Genomic DNA, 14,175 nt, shown 5'->3' on the forward strand with positions numbered 1-14,175 from the left:
TTAATGTGAGCGCGCGCAGATTTTTATGCTTTTTCAGGCCTGCGCGGCGATAGAAGGCGTGACGCGCTGCCGATTACAGCGCGCAATAGCTGAGAAAACGCTGCAACGCGTTGGAGATGTGCTTTTGCCGATGGCGAATCAGGTACAGGGTGCGACGCAGCGGCGGCAGCGGAAGCGGCAGTTCCACCAGCGCGCCGCTGGCAAGCTGTTCGGCCACCACCCGCCGCGACAGGCAGCTGATGCCGATACCGTGCCGCACCGCGTGCTTGATCGCCTCGGAGTTGCCCAGCTCCATCACCAGCTGGAAATGTGGCAGATGCGCCAACAGCAGATGATCCAGCACCTCGCGAGTGCCCGAACCGCGCTCGCGCAGGATCCAGGGCGCATTGGCCAATGCCTCCAGCGTCGGCGGCTCGCGGGTCAGCGGGTTATCCGGCGCGGCGAACACCACCAGCTCGTCCTCCAGCCACGGCTGCGTCACCAGCTCCGGCATATGGCAAGGCCCCTCGATCAATCCCAGATCGACGCGAAAATCCGCCACCGCCACGATCACGTCCTGGCTGTTGCCGACATTCAGCTCCAGCGGCGCGGCCGGAAAATCCCGGCGGTAACGGGCGATCATCTCCGGCAGCATGTAGTTGCCGATGGTGCTGCTGGCGGCGATGCGCAGCGCCCCGCCGTCATGGCGAAACAGCTGCTCGATCTCCCCCGCCTGTTCCAACAGCGCCAGCGCTTTGGGATACAGCAACCGGCCATGTTCGTTGATCACCAGCCGTTTGCCGACGCGATCGAACAGCTGCACGCCCAGCTGCCCCTCCAGATCCGCCAGTGCCGCGCTGACCGCCGACTGCGACAGCGCCAGCACCACCGAGGCCTGAGTGGTCGAACCGCTTTTCAGCACTTCGGTGAAGACTTCCAGTTGACGCAACGTGATATGCATAGCTGTCCCGGTATTGAAAGAAGGTTCCGTCAGAGAACCAAAATATGATGTCGGCATGATGTGGGCGACCCGATCAGGCCATCCTGTTTACGGCCCGATCGGCGTTACTTGCCCAAAGCGACCAGCTGCGCCGCGGCGGCCAGCACCGCCTCGCGCGGCGTGCCGGTTTCGTCCCGCTGTATTAATTGCAGCATCGCCACCAGGCGATCGCGATCGACCGCTTTGTTCTCTTCAATCAAACGCCGCACCGCGCGGCCCACTTCCAGGTCTATCTGCTCTCTGCGTTGATCGTCGATATCCATCGCCTGCTCCTGTTCAGTTGGAAAATTGACGGCGGCTCGCCGCGCCTCCCTCACCCTAGCCGCAATGCGGCTTTATGCCAATGTCTGAACGCATACCACTTATTCAGATAGGTTATAAATATATAATCAATTTCTCTTTTATTCAGCCCAAACGTACTCTTAGCGGCAAGAAACAGACTGAAGGACTGACTTTTATGGCGACTGATACCACTCACACTTATCCCGAGCGACGCTTTCCGCTGTTCGGCCTGCCGCGGCTGGTGCCGGGGCTGCTGCTGACCGGCGCGCTCACCGCGCTGGCCGTCTGGGCCGGCGATATTCCCTGGGTGGCGGAGCTGGGGCTGGGGGCGCTGACGCTGGCGATCCTGCTCGGCATTCTGGTGGGCAACACGCTGTATCCGCGCTGGCAAACCGCTTGCCACAGCGGCGTACAGCTGGCTAAACAGCGTCTGCTGCGTTTGGGCATTATCCTTTATGGCTTCCGGCTGACCTTTCAGCAGATCGCCGACGTGGGCGCCAGCGGCATCATCATCGACGCGCTGACCCTGACCACCACCTTCCTGCTGGCCTGTTGGCTCGGCAAAAAAGTGTTCGGCATCGACAGCCAGACCGCGATACTGATCGGCGCCGGCAGCAGCATTTGCGGCGCGGCGGCGGTGATGGCCACCGAGCCGGTGCTGAAGGCCGACTCCAGCAAAGTGGCGGTGGCGGTCTCGACCGTGGTGGTGTTCGGTACTCTGGCGATCTTCGCCTACCCGTGGCTGTATCAGTTGAATGAACACTTCCAGTGGCTGCCGTTCAGCCAGGAAACCTTCGGCATCTACGCCGGCTCCACCATTCACGAAGTGGCTCAGGTGGTCGCCGCCGGGCACGCCATCAGCCCTGACGCCGAAAACGCGGCGGTGATCGCCAAGATGATTCGCGTGATGATGCTGGCGCCGTTCCTGCTGCTGCTGTCGGGCTACATCAGCCGCGGCGGCGAAGGTAAGGCGGAAAAATCCGCCATCACCATTCCATGGTTCGCCGTGCTGTTTATCGCCGTCGCCGGGCTGAACTCCTTCAACCTGCTGCCGGCCACGCTGGTGCGTCACCTGATCACCGCCGACACCTGGATGCTGGCGATGGCGATGGCGGCGCTGGGGCTGACCACCCACATCAGCGCCGTGCGCCAGGCCGGGATGAAACCGATTCTGTTGGCTACGCTGCTGTTCGTCTGGCTGCTGGTCGGCGGCGCCGCGATAAATCAGCTGGTGCAACACTGGTTCTAATCTCCCCTTCTGCGGCCCGCTTCGGCGGGCCGCATTTATTCCGCCCGCCATCAATGCCATAATGTCACCGATAACACAGGAGAATGAAGATGAAGTTTGTCGGTGCACATGTCAGCGCGTCAGGCGGCGTGGATCAAGCGGTTATCCGCGCGCACGAATTGGAGGCGACCGCGTTCGCCCTGTTCACCAAAAATCAGCGTCAATGGAAGGCCGCGCCGCTGGCCGCCGACGTGATCGATAAGTTCAAGAGCGCCTGCGCCCAGTACGGCTTCGGGCCGGGGCAGATCCTGCCGCACGACAGCTACCTGATCAACCTTGGGCACCCGGTGGCCGACGCGTTGGAAAAATCGCGCGAAGCGTTTATCGACGAGCTGCAGCGCTGCGAACAGCTGGGGCTGACGCTGCTGAACTTCCACCCAGGCAGCCACCTGCTGCAAATCGATGAAGACAAGTGCCTGGCGCGCATCGCCGAATCGATCAACATCGCGCTGGATAAAACCGCCGGCGTGACGGCCGTGATCGAGAACACCGCCGGTCAGGGCAGCAATCTGGGCTTCAAATTCGAACACCTGGCGGCGATCATCGACGGCGTGGAAGACAAAAGCCGCGTCGGCGTCTGCATCGATACCTGCCACGCCTTCGCCGCCGGCTACGATCTGCGCACCGAAGAAGAGTGCGAGCGCACCTTTAAGCAGCTTGGCGACATCGTCGGTTTCAACTACCTGCGCGGCATGCACCTGAACGACGCCAAGAGCGAGTTCAACAGCCGCGTCGATCGTCACCACAGCCTGGGGGAAGGCAACATCGGTAAAACGGTGTTCAGCTACATCATGCGCGATCCGCGTTTCGACAATATTCCGTTGATTCTGGAAACGGTAAACCCGGATATCTGGGCCGAAGAGATCGCCTGGCTGAAGGCGCAGCAGTAACCCTCCCCTGGCCGCTCGCCTAAGCGCGGGCGGTTTCCTTCACCGCGTGCTCCGCCGCCAGCATGGCGCTGAACTGACGCAGCGTTTCTTCATCCAGGCCCGCAGCCCTGAACACCGCGGTGGTAAAGCTGACCGGCGACGATCCCGGCGCCGTAATGACCCGGTCATCCGCCACGGCGGCGGCGCTCGCAACGAAACGGCGCTGCCCGGTATAGCCCGCCACATGGCGCGTCAAAAACTCGGCATCGTTGGAGGTGTGCGCCCTGCCGTTCAACAGGCCGGCCCGCGCCAACGCCAGCGTTCCGCCGCAAATGCCCGCCACAGTCGCGCCGCGTTGCAGCTGCTCGTTGAGCAGCGCGCTGATATCCGGCGCCCGCTCGGTTTCCCACAGGGTGCCGCCGACCACCACCAGCACCTCGGGGCACCAATCCGCCAATACGGCGACGCCGCGAGCCACTTCCACCGTCAACCCGCCCTGTGAGCGAAGCTTTCCGGCCTCCGGCGCAAAAAACGCCACATCCAAGCCATAAAACGGCCCGCCAACGCCGGCGATAAGCGCGTATTCCCAATCGGCGAAACCGGATGTCAGTACGATCGCCACTTTTTTAGCCACTGATGAATCTCCTTGAGTCATTCCTTGTTCGCAGGAACAAAGTCGCGCTATCAGCGTAGAAAGCATTGTGATTTTTGGCTAGGGGTAAATCGTGCTAACCGACTAAGACACAAACAAAAACGCGCAGCTCGAGGCTGCGCGTTTTGCGGTATCGGCAAGGCTTACGCCGCGGCGGCTACCGGCGCTTCAGCACGTTTCAGCAGGGCGTACGCCACCCCCGCCAGCAGCGTGCCTGCAGCGATCGCCACCAGGTACAACAGCACCGGCGAAATCGCGCCCGGGATCAGCAGCACGAACAGCCCACCGTGCGGCGCCATCAGTTTGGCGCCGAAGGCCATCGACAGCGCGCCGGTCAGCGCCCCGCCGGCAATGCAGCACGGCAGCACGCGCATCGGATCGCGGGCGGCGAATGGAATCGCCCCTTCGGTAATAAAGCACAGCCCCAGCACCAACGCCGCCTTGCCGCCTTCCTGTTCGGATTTCGGGAACTTGCGGCGCGCCAGCAGCGTCGCCAGCCCCATCGCCAGCGGCGGTACCATGCCCGCCGCCATGATCGCCGCCATCGGCGCATACACCGAGGAGCTGAGCAGCGCGACGCCGAACGCGTAGGCCGCTTTGTTCACCGGGCCGCCCATGTCGGTGCACATCATGCCGCCGAGGATTGCGCCCAGCAGCACTGCGTTGGCGGTGCCCAGCGATTGCAGCCAATGGGTCAGGCCTTCCATGATCTTCGCCACCGGCGTGCCGACCACGTAAATCATGATAAGGCCGGTGATCAGGCTGGCAACCAGCGGAATGATCAGGATCGGCTTCAACGCTTCCATGCTTTGCGGCAGGCGCAGCTTGCTGCTGATCGCCTTGGCGACGTAACCCGCCAGGAAGCCGGCGATGATACCGCCGAGGAAACCGGCGCCGGTGCTCACCGCCAGCATGCCGCCGATCAGGCCCGGCGTCAGCCCCGGACGATCCGCGATGGAAAAGGCGATGAAACCGGCCAATACCGGCACCATCAGCGCGAAGGCGGAGCCGCCGCCGATCTGCATCAGCGCCGCCGCCAGCGTGCCTTTGACTTCAAACGCCTTGATGCCGAACACGAACGACAGCGCGATGCACAACCCGCCTGCCACCACCATCGGCAGCATGTAAGACACGCCGGTCAGCAGGTGGCGATACGGGCCGTTGCCCTCTTTCTTTTTCGCCGCCGGCGCCGCGTTGCCGCGCTGCTGCGGCTGAAACACTTCCGCCTCGGCCTGCGCCTTGTCCAGCTCCTGGGCGGTTTTCTTCAGCGCCAGGCCGGTCGAAGTACGATACATCGGCTTACCGGCAAATTTGTCCAGATCCACTTCGATGTCCGCCGCGACGATCACCAAATCCGCCGCCGCCACTTCTTCCGGAGTGATAGCGTTGCCGGCACCCACGGAGCCGCGCGTTTCCACCTTCACCCACCAGCCGCGCTTCTTCGCTTCGCTTTCAATGGCTTCGGCCGCCATAAAGGTGTGCGCCACGCCGGTCGGGCAGGCGGTGATCGCCACGATGCGTTTTTGCCCGGCGGCTTTCACCGCCGCCGCCTGCGGCGCCTGATAGGTTTCAGCTTCGGCCTTGGCCCGTGCCAGAAAAGCCTCCGGTTCACGCACCGCCTGCTCTACCTCACCCACATACACCAATTTGCCGTTCAGCCCGGCGTCAGCAGGCGCAGTCTGCCCTGCCACCACCACCAGTTCGGCATCCTGCAGCGACTCGACCAGCGTCAGGCCGGTTTTGGCCGCGGCAGCCTCCAGCATGCGTTTCGCCAGGTGGCCACGGGCCTGCCCCAACGAACTGTCTACCATCAGCAGCGTTTTCATTCTGCCTCCTGCTATTGATTGAAAGGTTTCAGATCGACGCGCGCCATCATCGCGGCCAACTGGGGACGATCGGTCACGCCGACGTTGCTCTGGCTGACCGCCAGCGCCGCTACTGCCGTGGCCAAACGCAGGGTGTGTTCGCTGGATTCGCGCATCAACAGGCCGTAAATCAGGCCGCCGACCATCGAATCGCCGGCACCCACGGTGCTGACCACCTCACAGGACGGCGGTTTGGCGATCCAGGCGCCGGAAGCGTTAACCCACAGCGCGCCTTCCGCACCGAGGGAGATCACCACGTGGGCGATGCCCTGCTCGCGCAGCGCATGCGCGGCCTCGACCACGTCCGCCAGCGCCGGCAGCGGGCGGCCGGCCCAGATTTCCAGCTCGCGGCGGTTCGGTTTGACCAACCACGGCGAGGCCTTCAGCCCGGCGACCAGCGCTTCGCGGCTGCTGTCGAAAATGATGCACGGGCACTTGGCGCGCAGCTGGGTCATCCAGTCGGTAAACGCATCGGGATCGACGCCGGCCGGCAGGCTGCCGCTCACCGCCACCATATCGAACTGGCCCAGCCAGCTCAGCGAGTCGCTGACGAAACGATCCCAGTCCTGCGGCGTGACTTCAAAACCGGAGAAGTTAAAGTCGGTCACTTCGCCGTCTTTTTCCGTCAGCTTGACGTTGATACGGGTGCGGCCCGGCACCACCTGGAAGCGGTTGGCGATCCCCAGATCGCTGAACAGCAGCTGGAAACCGTCCTGATTGTCTTTGCCCAGGAAGCCGCCGACGGTGACGTCGATGCCTAAATCCTTCAACACCTTGGCGACGTTGATGCCCTTACCGGCAGCGTGCAGGCCGGCGGTTTTTACCCGGTTGACTTCCCCGCGCTCGATCTGCGGGCAGAAACCCACCAGATCGTACGCCGGGTTCAAGGTGATCGTTGCTACTCTTCTGCTCATGCTGCGCCCTCGCCCAGTCCTTCATTAATCGCTTCGCCGATCGCCTTCAGCGCGGCTTCAGCATCTTCTCCATTGGCGGTAAAGCGCAGGTGGTGCCCTTTCTTCACGCCCAGTGCCACCACCTTCATCAGGCTGCGCCCGTTGGCCGGCTTGCCGCTGCCGTCCAGGTTGGTGACGGTGATGTCACTGTTGAAACTTTTAATCACGTTAACCAGCGCCGTGCCCGGCCGCGCGTGCAGACCGTGCTCGTTGCGGATCACGAACTCGGCGCTCAGCACGCTGCTCTCCTCGGCCACTTCGCTGGTCAGCAGCGCCAGCACGCCGGCGGCATCCGCCTTCAGCAAGCGTTCAGCTTTATTGTCCAGCAGTAGATCGCTGAGGTAGTTGAGCACCGCCAGCGGCTGCGCGTCGGCGACCGACACCGTCAGCAGCAGCGCCACCGGCTCGCCGTCTTCCACGAAAGCCTGCGCCGGTCGGCTGACGGTGGCCGCGCTGGCCAGGTTGCCTTCAACGCTGTCGCTCAGCCAGATACCCTGCCCCAGGTTCAGCGGCTTACGGGTGATAACATCGCTGACGAACTGCGCATTGACCGCACCGACCTTTTGCAGCCGGCCGGCGTTCAGCGCCTGCAGCGTCATCAGGCTGTCGGCCGCGACGTCGAGCGCAATCAGCGAGACGTCGAACTGGAATTCGGCGCTCTGCTGCTCGCCCATCAACAGGCTGCGCAGCTCTTCCGCAGAGGTGGTTTTCGCCAACCGCTCCGCCACGCTGTCATCGCTCAGCACGTGGGTGAGCTGACGCAGCAGCGCCAAATGCTCGTCGGAACGGGCGGCGATGCCGATCGCTACATAGGCGGTCTGGCCTTCTCCCCAGGTGATGCCCTGCGGGAACTGAAACACCTGCACGCCGGTTTTCAACACCAGATCACGGGTATCGGTGGTGCCGTGCGGAATGGCGATGCCGTTACCCAGATAGGTGGACGTCTGCAGTTCGCGCTGCAGCATGCCGTCTACATAGCCGGCGCTGACGCAGCCGGCTTCGGTCAGGGCGGCGGCCACCTGACGGATGGCCTCCTGCTTACCGGCAGCCGCGGCGCCCAGATGAATGTCTTGCGGTGACAACTGGAACATGATTCTCCTCTCCTGCTGAATTGAATCGTTTCAGCTTCATTGAGAAAAAGGAGCGCTATCCGCTGACCACAAGCGGCGGGATAACGCTGAAACGTTTCAAGGAGTGTGTGAGCAGCGCAAGGCGAAAGCAAGTTTTCTCCCTTTCGCCATTGCAGATTTTTGAGCTTACGCACACTTTCGCCGGCGCATTGGTCAGCGCCGGGGCAAAATGACATACTGGTGCTGAAACTTTGCTGACGGAGAAAAGCATGAACGTAGTGACGGGCGTCGGGGTGATCATCGTCAACCCGCAAGGCGAGATTTTGTTGGGCAAACGCTGCGGTTCCCACGCGCCCTTTTGGTCGATTCCCGGCGGCCATCTGGAGGCCGGGGAGACCTTCGAGCAGTGCGCCCAGCGCGAAATCGCCGAAGAGACCGGCTTGCTCATCGATCCGCCGCGCTTCGTGGGCGTCAGCAACAATCTGCAGACCTGGCGCGCCGAAGGCAAACACACGGTGTCTATCTGCCTGCAGGTGGCCCACCCCGGCGGCGCAGCCGAGCTGAAAGAACCGGAGAAATGCGCCGAGTGGCGCTGGTGCGCGCCTGAAGCCCTGCCGGAACCCCATTTCGAAGCCAGCCGCACCGCTATCCGCCTGTGGCTGAGCGGCCAGGCCTACCTGCCAGCGGTCTGATCCAATGCGAGCGCGTGCTGCGCTCGCTTCCCCTGCCGCATCGCTCCACCGTTATATAAATTAGAATATAACGCTATTTTTTGCGATATACGCCATTTTTTTGACTACGGATAACCCTATGGGGTTAACCCTCTTCTATCATTATCCCTGCAATCGACGTGGCATTCTGACCTCCGGTCGGCGGCCTTTTGGCAAGATTTTATTTTAAATTCATAATTATAAGCGGGTTTACCATGAGCAAAAAACTGACTGGCTTTGAAAAAAAGCGTCGGTGGGGATGGCTATGGCTTTTGCTGCTGGGGATTATCCTCGGCGCGGCGCTGTTGGCCGGGACCGCCACCGTATTCCATAAAACCAGCGATACCGCCTTCTGCGTTTCCTGCCACACCATGCAACAACCGTTGGCCGAATATCAGGGCAGCGTCCACTTCCAGAACACCAAGGGCATCCGCGCCGAGTGCGCCGACTGCCACGTGCCACACCAGCCGATCGATTATCTGTGGACCAAAATCCGCGCGGTGAAAGACATTTACGGCGAGATGGTCGGCACCATCGATACGCCGGAGAAATACGAAGCGCACAAGCTGGCGATGGCGCAGTCAGTCTGGAAAACGCTGAAAGAGAACGACTCGGCCACCTGCCGCTCCTGCCACAGCTATGACGCCATGGATATCACCGCCCAGCGCCCTGAAGCGCGCCTGCAGCACCCGGTGGCGATCAAACAGGGCGAAACCTGCATCGATTGCCACAAGGGCGTGGCGCATATCCTGCCGGACATGAGCGGCGAAACCCAGGCCGGCGCCGCCGAGCTGGCGAAGGCCGCGGCGTTGACCGCACCGGACGCCACCACCCTCTACACCATCGCCACCGAGCCGTTCTTCCTCGGCGCCAACGACAGCCATAACGCCGGCAACCTGATGCCGTCCACCGAAGTGCAGGTGGTCAAGCAGGATGGCGACAAAGTGCTGGCCACCGTCAGCGGCTGGCAGCAGGACGGGGTCAGCGAAGTGTTCTACGCCGCGCAGGGCAAACGCATCCTCAGCGTGCTGCTGGGTGAAGACGCACGCCAACAGCTGAAGACCGCCGCCACCCAGACCGATGCGGAAACCGGCCTGGTCTGGCATCAGGTTTCTCTGCAGGTGTGGCTGCCGCGCAAACAGTTGATTGACGATCAGCAAAAAATCTGGCGCTACGCCGCAGACATGATGTCGGCCAACTGCACCGGCTGCCACGGGCTGACCGCGCTCGATCGCTTCAACGCCAACCAATGGATCGGCGTCATCAAAGGCATGGCACCGCGCACTTCGCTGACGCAGGAACAGCTGCGCGTGCTGACGCAATACGTACAAAAACACGCCAGCGACATGCCACCTGCCGCACCGGCCAAGCTTTAAGGGAGAAGCGCAATGAGCAACCAACAACCGTTAACCATGAGCCGCCGCCGCTTCCTGACCGGCACCGCCGCGCTGGCCACCGCCCCGCTGCTGGCGGGCTTATGGCCCAAAGCGGCGCTGGCGCAGGCCATCAGCGAAGCGCTGCCGCAGTTCATCGTCTTGCGTCAGGCGCAGAAAGGCATTCTGACCGGCGCTCACTGGGGCGCGTTTGAAGCCATCGTGCAAGACGGTAAGATGGTCGGCGTACAGCCGGTGCAGGACGATCCGTATCCGAATGAGCTGATCACCATGGCGCCTTATCAGGTGCACGCCGAGAACCGCATCAAATACCCGATGGTGCGCAAAAGCTGGCTGGAGGGCGGCCCCGGCAGCCGCACCGAACTGCGCGGCCGCGACGAGTGGGTGCGCGTCAGCTGGGACAAAGCGACCGAGCTGGTGTGCAATGAGATCGTTCGCCTGCAAAAAGATCACGGGCCGCAGTCGATCTATGCCGGTTCCTACGGCTGGAAAAGCGTCGGCATGCTGCACAACAGCCGCACGCTGCTGCAGCGCCTGATGAACCTGACCGGTGGTTTCCTCGGCTACGCCGGCGACTACTCCACCGGCGCGGCGCAGGTGATCATGTCGCACGTGGTCGGTTCGATGGAGGTCTACGAGCAGCAGACCGCCTGGCCGAACGTGATCGAGAACAGCGAGCTGGTGATCCTGTGGGGCTGCAACCCGATGGTCACGCTGAAAAACAGCTGGAACGTGCCGGATCACGTCGGCCAGACCGGCTTCGAGGCGCTGAAGAAGAAAGGCACCCGGGTGATCAGCATCGATCCGGTGCACAGCGACAGCGCCAAGTTCGTCAATGCACAGTGGATCGCCCCGCGTCCTTATACCGACGGCGCGATGCTGATCGGCATCGCCCACACGCTGCTGACCGAGAAGCTGCATAACCCGGACTTCTTGAAAACCTACACCGTCGGCTTCGACAAGTTCCAGGCCTACCTGCTGGGCGAGAGCGACGGCGTGGCGAAAACCGCCGAATGGGCGGCCGACATCAGCGGCGTCGATGCCGATACGCTGCGCGGACTGGCGCGCGAGATGGCGAAACACCGCACCATGATCATGGGCGGCTGGGGCATTCAGCGCCAGCACCACGGCGAACAGCAGCACTGGCTGCTGGTGACGGTGGCGGCGATGCTCGGCCAGATCGGCCTGCCGGGCGGCGGCTTCGGCTTCAGCTACCACTATTCCTCCGGCGGCAGCCCGACCGCCAAAGGCGGCATCATCGCCGGCATCTCGGCCGGCAACGCGCCGAAGAACTCGCCGGCGCCGATCCCGGTGGCGCGCATCGCCGAATGCCTGAGCAATCCGGGCAAAACCATCGACTTCAACGGCGCCAAGGTCACCTACCCCGAGGTGAAAATGGTGTATGTGGCGGGCGGCAACACCTTCCACCAGCATCAGGACACCAATAACCTGGTCAAAGCCTGGCAGCGGCCGGACACCATCGTGGTCAACGAGCCTTACTGGACCGCCACCGCCAAGCATGCCGACATCGTACTGCCGGCCACCACCAGCTACGAGCGCAACGATCTGGAGATGGGCGGCGACTATTCGCAGCTCTACGTGTTCCCGATGCATCAATGCGTGCCGCCGCAGCACGAGTCGCGCAGCGACTTCGACATCTTCTCGGCGATGGCGGCCAGGCTGGGCGTGCAGGAAGCCTTCACCGAGGGCAAGGACGAAACCCAGTGGCTGAAAGGCATGTACGACGACATGAAGAACCAGGCGCGCGCCGCGCGGGTGGCGCTGCCGCCGTTCGATATGTTCTGGCAATCCAATAACTACGTGCGTTTCCCGGTGCCGGAGGCCAACACGCAGTGGGTGCGCTTTGCCGACTATCGCGACAACCCGCTGCTGAACCCGCTGGGCACGCCGTCGGGCAAGATCGAGATCTACTCCGACGCCATCGCCAAAATGCATTATGCGGATTGCCCCGGCATCCCGACCTGGATGCCGCCGCACGAGTGGTATCGCGGGCCGGAAGCGGCCAAATATCCGCTGTCGCTCAATACCGCGCATCCGACCAACCGGCTGCATTCCCAGCTCGACAACACGCCGCTGCGCGAGAAATACGCGGTGGCGGATCGTGAAGCGATCCTGATCCACCCGCAGGACGCGCAGCCGCGCGGCATCAGCGGCGGCGATCTGGTGCGGGCGTTCAACGATCGCGGCCAGATCCTGGTGGGCGCGGTGGTCAGCGAAGACGTGCGGCCCGGCGTGGTGCGCATCAGCGAAGGCGCCTGGTTCGATCCGGCCGATCCGGCGCAGCCCGGCTCGCTGTGCAAGAACGGCAACGTCAACTGCCTGACCTTCGACATCGGCTCTTCCAGCCTGGCGCAGGGCAACTGCGGGCAGATGGCACAGCTGCAGATCGAGAAGTATCAGGGGCCGGCGCTGAAAAACACCGCGCACGCGGTGCCACAAGGCGCCTGATTTATCGGCAAGTATCAGGGGCGCGGTGCGCCCCTTTTTTCTCGTCGCCGCGCGAAATATTCGCTTACCCTACGCCGCTGGATAGCGGTTTGCGTTTCTTTTCAACGGGCGTATGATGCGCGCGACCTCCCTTTTTCGACGAATTCTCAACCGCCATGCCGACTTCATCCGCAGTAACGCGACGCGCGCCCGACCTCACTTCGCTGGCCTTTTTGGCGGTGGCGTTCCTGACCGGCATCGCCGGCGCTTTGCAAACCCCGACGCTGAGTCTGTTTCTGGAAACCGAGGTCAAGGTGCGGCCAGCGCTGGTCGGGCTGTTCTTTACCGGAAGCGCGGTGATCGGCATTTTGGTCAGCCAGTTTCTCGCCGGCCGTTCGGATAAAAAAGGCGACCGCAAATCACTGATTTTCCTCTGCTGCATGCTGGGCGCGCTGGGGTTCACGCTGTTCGCCTGGAGCCGCAACTATTACCTGCTGCTGCTCGTCGGCGTACTGCTCACCAGCTTCGGTTCCACCGCTAACCCGCAGATGTTTGCGCTGGCGCGCGAGCACGCCGATCGCTCCGGACGCGAGGCGGTGATGTTCACCTCCATCATGCGCGCCCAGGTCTCCCTCGCCTGGGTGATCGGTCCGCCGATCGCCTTTGCGCTGGCGCTGGGATTCGGCTTCAAAACCCTGTATCTGGCGGGCGCGGCGGCCTTTGTGCTGTGTGGCCTGCTGGTGTGGCAGCGGTTGCCTTCGATGCCGAAGGCCGTGGCGGCGGGCGCCCCGCTGGCCGCGCCGCGCCAACATCGCCGCGATTCGCTGCTGCTGTTCGCCGCCTGCACCCTGATGTGGACCGCCAACAGCATGTACCTGATCACGATGCCGCTGTATGTGGTGCACGAATTGCGGCTGCCGGAACGGCTGGCCGGGATACTGATGGGCGCCGCCGCCGGGCTGGAGATCCCCATCATGCTGCTCGCCGGGCTGGCGGCGAAACGCTGCGGCAAGCGTTTCCTGATGCGCGTGGCGGTGGTCGCCGGCGTGCTGTTCTACGCTGGCCTGCTGTTTATCACCGGCAGCGGGCAACTCATCGCTCTGCAGCTGCTGAATGCGGCGTTTATCGGCGTGCTGGCGGGGATCGGCATGCTCTATTTCCAGGATTTGATGCCCGGTCAGGCCGGCACCGCCACCACGTTGTTCACCAATACCATCCGGGTGGGCTGGATCATTGCCGGCGCCCTCGCCGGCGCGGTGGCGGAAATCTGGCGCTATCATGCGGTGTTTTACGCCGCGCTGGCGATGGCGGCAGGGGCGACGCTGTGTCTGTGGAAGCTGAAGGAGGCTTAAGGCGCGGTGTCCGCTTCCAGCCTGGCGAGATAGATCAACGCCTGATCGCGGTGATCGTGGCACATGTCGCGGCTCGGCTGCAGGCTGCCGCACACCTTCGGCCGCAGCGGCGAATGAAACAGGCCGCAGCGCAGCTGTTCATCCAAATGAATGCAGCGGGTATTGGCGGGCTTGCCGTTCGGCATGCCGGGGATCGGGCTGGATATTGACGGCGCGATACAGCAGGCGCCGCAGTCGCTGCGACAGTCCATCAGCGCTACTCCTGGTGGGCTGGGGAAAAGAAGCGCGACAATAGCAGCCGCGCGCGGCTGCT

General features: G+C 63.0%; 13 protein-coding genes. 6 read left to right on the forward strand and 7 right to left on the reverse strand.

Annotation, left to right across the window (positions count from 1 at the left end; translation table 11 throughout):
* Positions 1–73: 73 nt before the first annotated feature.
* Positions 74–940: a DNA-binding transcriptional regulator YeiE gene (yieE, locus tag ATE40_RS13125; protein ID WP_063919734.1), complete on the reverse strand. Its 867-nt coding sequence runs from the start codon at positions 938–940 to the stop codon at positions 74–76.
* A 104-nt stretch (positions 941–1,044) separates the two neighbouring features.
* Positions 1,045–1,242 (reverse strand): hypothetical protein, encoded by a 198-nt coding sequence (locus tag ATE40_RS13130; RefSeq protein ID WP_019453615.1) that lies wholly within the window; start codon positions 1,240–1,242, stop codon positions 1,045–1,047.
* A gap of 194 nt (positions 1,243–1,436) precedes the next feature.
* On the opposite strand from ATE40_RS13130, the gene ATE40_RS13135 reads away from it, so the two are divergent.
* Both ATE40_RS13135 and nfo read left to right on the forward strand, forming a co-directional pair.
* On the forward strand, positions 1,437–2,510 hold the full coding sequence (locus tag ATE40_RS13135; RefSeq protein ID WP_019453616.1) for a YeiH family putative sulfate export transporter: 1,074 nt from the start codon (positions 1,437–1,439) through the stop codon (positions 2,508–2,510).
* Between the two features lie 89 nt (positions 2,511–2,599).
* Positions 2,600–3,439, forward strand: a complete 840-nt coding sequence (gene nfo / locus ATE40_RS13140) for a deoxyribonuclease IV (RefSeq protein ID WP_019453617.1) — start codon at positions 2,600–2,602, stop codon at positions 3,437–3,439.
* A gap of 19 nt (positions 3,440–3,458) precedes the next feature.
* On the opposite strand, the gene ATE40_RS13145 is transcribed toward nfo, so the two are convergent.
* From ATE40_RS13145 to fruB, 4 genes are all read right to left on the reverse strand, one after another.
* A complete protein-coding gene (locus tag ATE40_RS13145) occupies positions 3,459–4,052 on the reverse strand; it encodes a DJ-1/PfpI family protein (protein ID WP_084799157.1) in 594 nt (197 codons plus the stop codon).
* 161 nt (positions 4,053–4,213) lie between these two features.
* Complete coding sequence (gene fruA / locus ATE40_RS13150) at positions 4,214–5,896, reverse strand: PTS fructose transporter subunit IIBC (protein ID WP_019453619.1); 1,683 nt, start codon at positions 5,894–5,896, stop codon at positions 4,214–4,216.
* Between the two features lie 11 nt (positions 5,897–5,907).
* Positions 5,908–6,849 carry a 1-phosphofructokinase gene (gene fruK / locus ATE40_RS13155; protein WP_004935702.1) on the reverse strand — a complete coding sequence of 314 codons (942 nt, stop codon included), beginning with the start codon at positions 6,847–6,849 and terminating at the stop codon, positions 5,908–5,910.
* Entirely contained in the window at positions 6,846–7,979 is a 1,134-nt protein-coding gene (fruB, locus tag ATE40_RS13160; protein ID WP_063919736.1) for a fused PTS fructose transporter subunit IIA/HPr protein, read from the reverse strand. The genes fruK and fruB overlap by 4 nt, the downstream gene beginning before the upstream one ends.
* Positions 7,980–8,227: 248 nt before the next feature.
* Here fruB and ATE40_RS13170 point away from each other — a divergent pair, with 248 nt between their 5' ends.
* The 4 genes from ATE40_RS13170 to ATE40_RS13185 all read left to right on the forward strand — a co-directional run bounded on the left by ATE40_RS13170 (position 8,228) and on the right by ATE40_RS13185 (position 13,862).
* Entirely contained in the window at positions 8,228–8,650 is a 423-nt protein-coding gene (locus ATE40_RS13170; protein ID WP_063919738.1) for a nucleotide triphosphate diphosphatase NUDT15, read from the forward strand.
* Positions 8,651–8,883: 233 nt separating this feature from the next.
* Positions 8,884–10,044, forward strand: a complete 1,161-nt coding sequence (locus ATE40_RS13175) for a NapC/NirT family cytochrome c (protein ID WP_060559953.1) — start codon at positions 8,884–8,886, stop codon at positions 10,042–10,044.
* Between the two features lie 12 nt (positions 10,045–10,056).
* A complete protein-coding gene (gene torA, locus ATE40_RS13180; RefSeq protein ID WP_063919739.1) occupies positions 10,057–12,531 on the forward strand; it encodes a trimethylamine-N-oxide reductase TorA in 2,475 nt (824 codons plus the stop codon).
* Between the two features lie 155 nt (positions 12,532–12,686).
* Positions 12,687–13,862: a sugar efflux transporter gene (locus tag ATE40_RS13185; protein WP_025160184.1), complete on the forward strand. Its 1,176-nt coding sequence runs from the start codon at positions 12,687–12,689 to the stop codon at positions 13,860–13,862.
* Here the strand turns inward: ATE40_RS13185 and ATE40_RS13190 are convergent.
* The gene (locus ATE40_RS13190; RefSeq protein WP_019453627.1) at positions 13,859–14,113 is read right to left on the reverse strand and encodes a YkgJ family cysteine cluster protein; all 255 of its coding nucleotides are present in this window, start codon (positions 14,111–14,113) and stop codon (positions 13,859–13,861) included. The two genes, ATE40_RS13185 and ATE40_RS13190, sit on opposite strands and share 4 nt — an antisense overlap.
* Positions 14,114–14,175: the final 62 nt, after the last annotated feature.

The organism is Serratia surfactantfaciens (assembly GCF_001642805.2).
GTDB classification, from domain to species: domain Bacteria; phylum Pseudomonadota; class Gammaproteobacteria; order Enterobacterales; family Enterobacteriaceae; genus Serratia; species Serratia surfactantfaciens.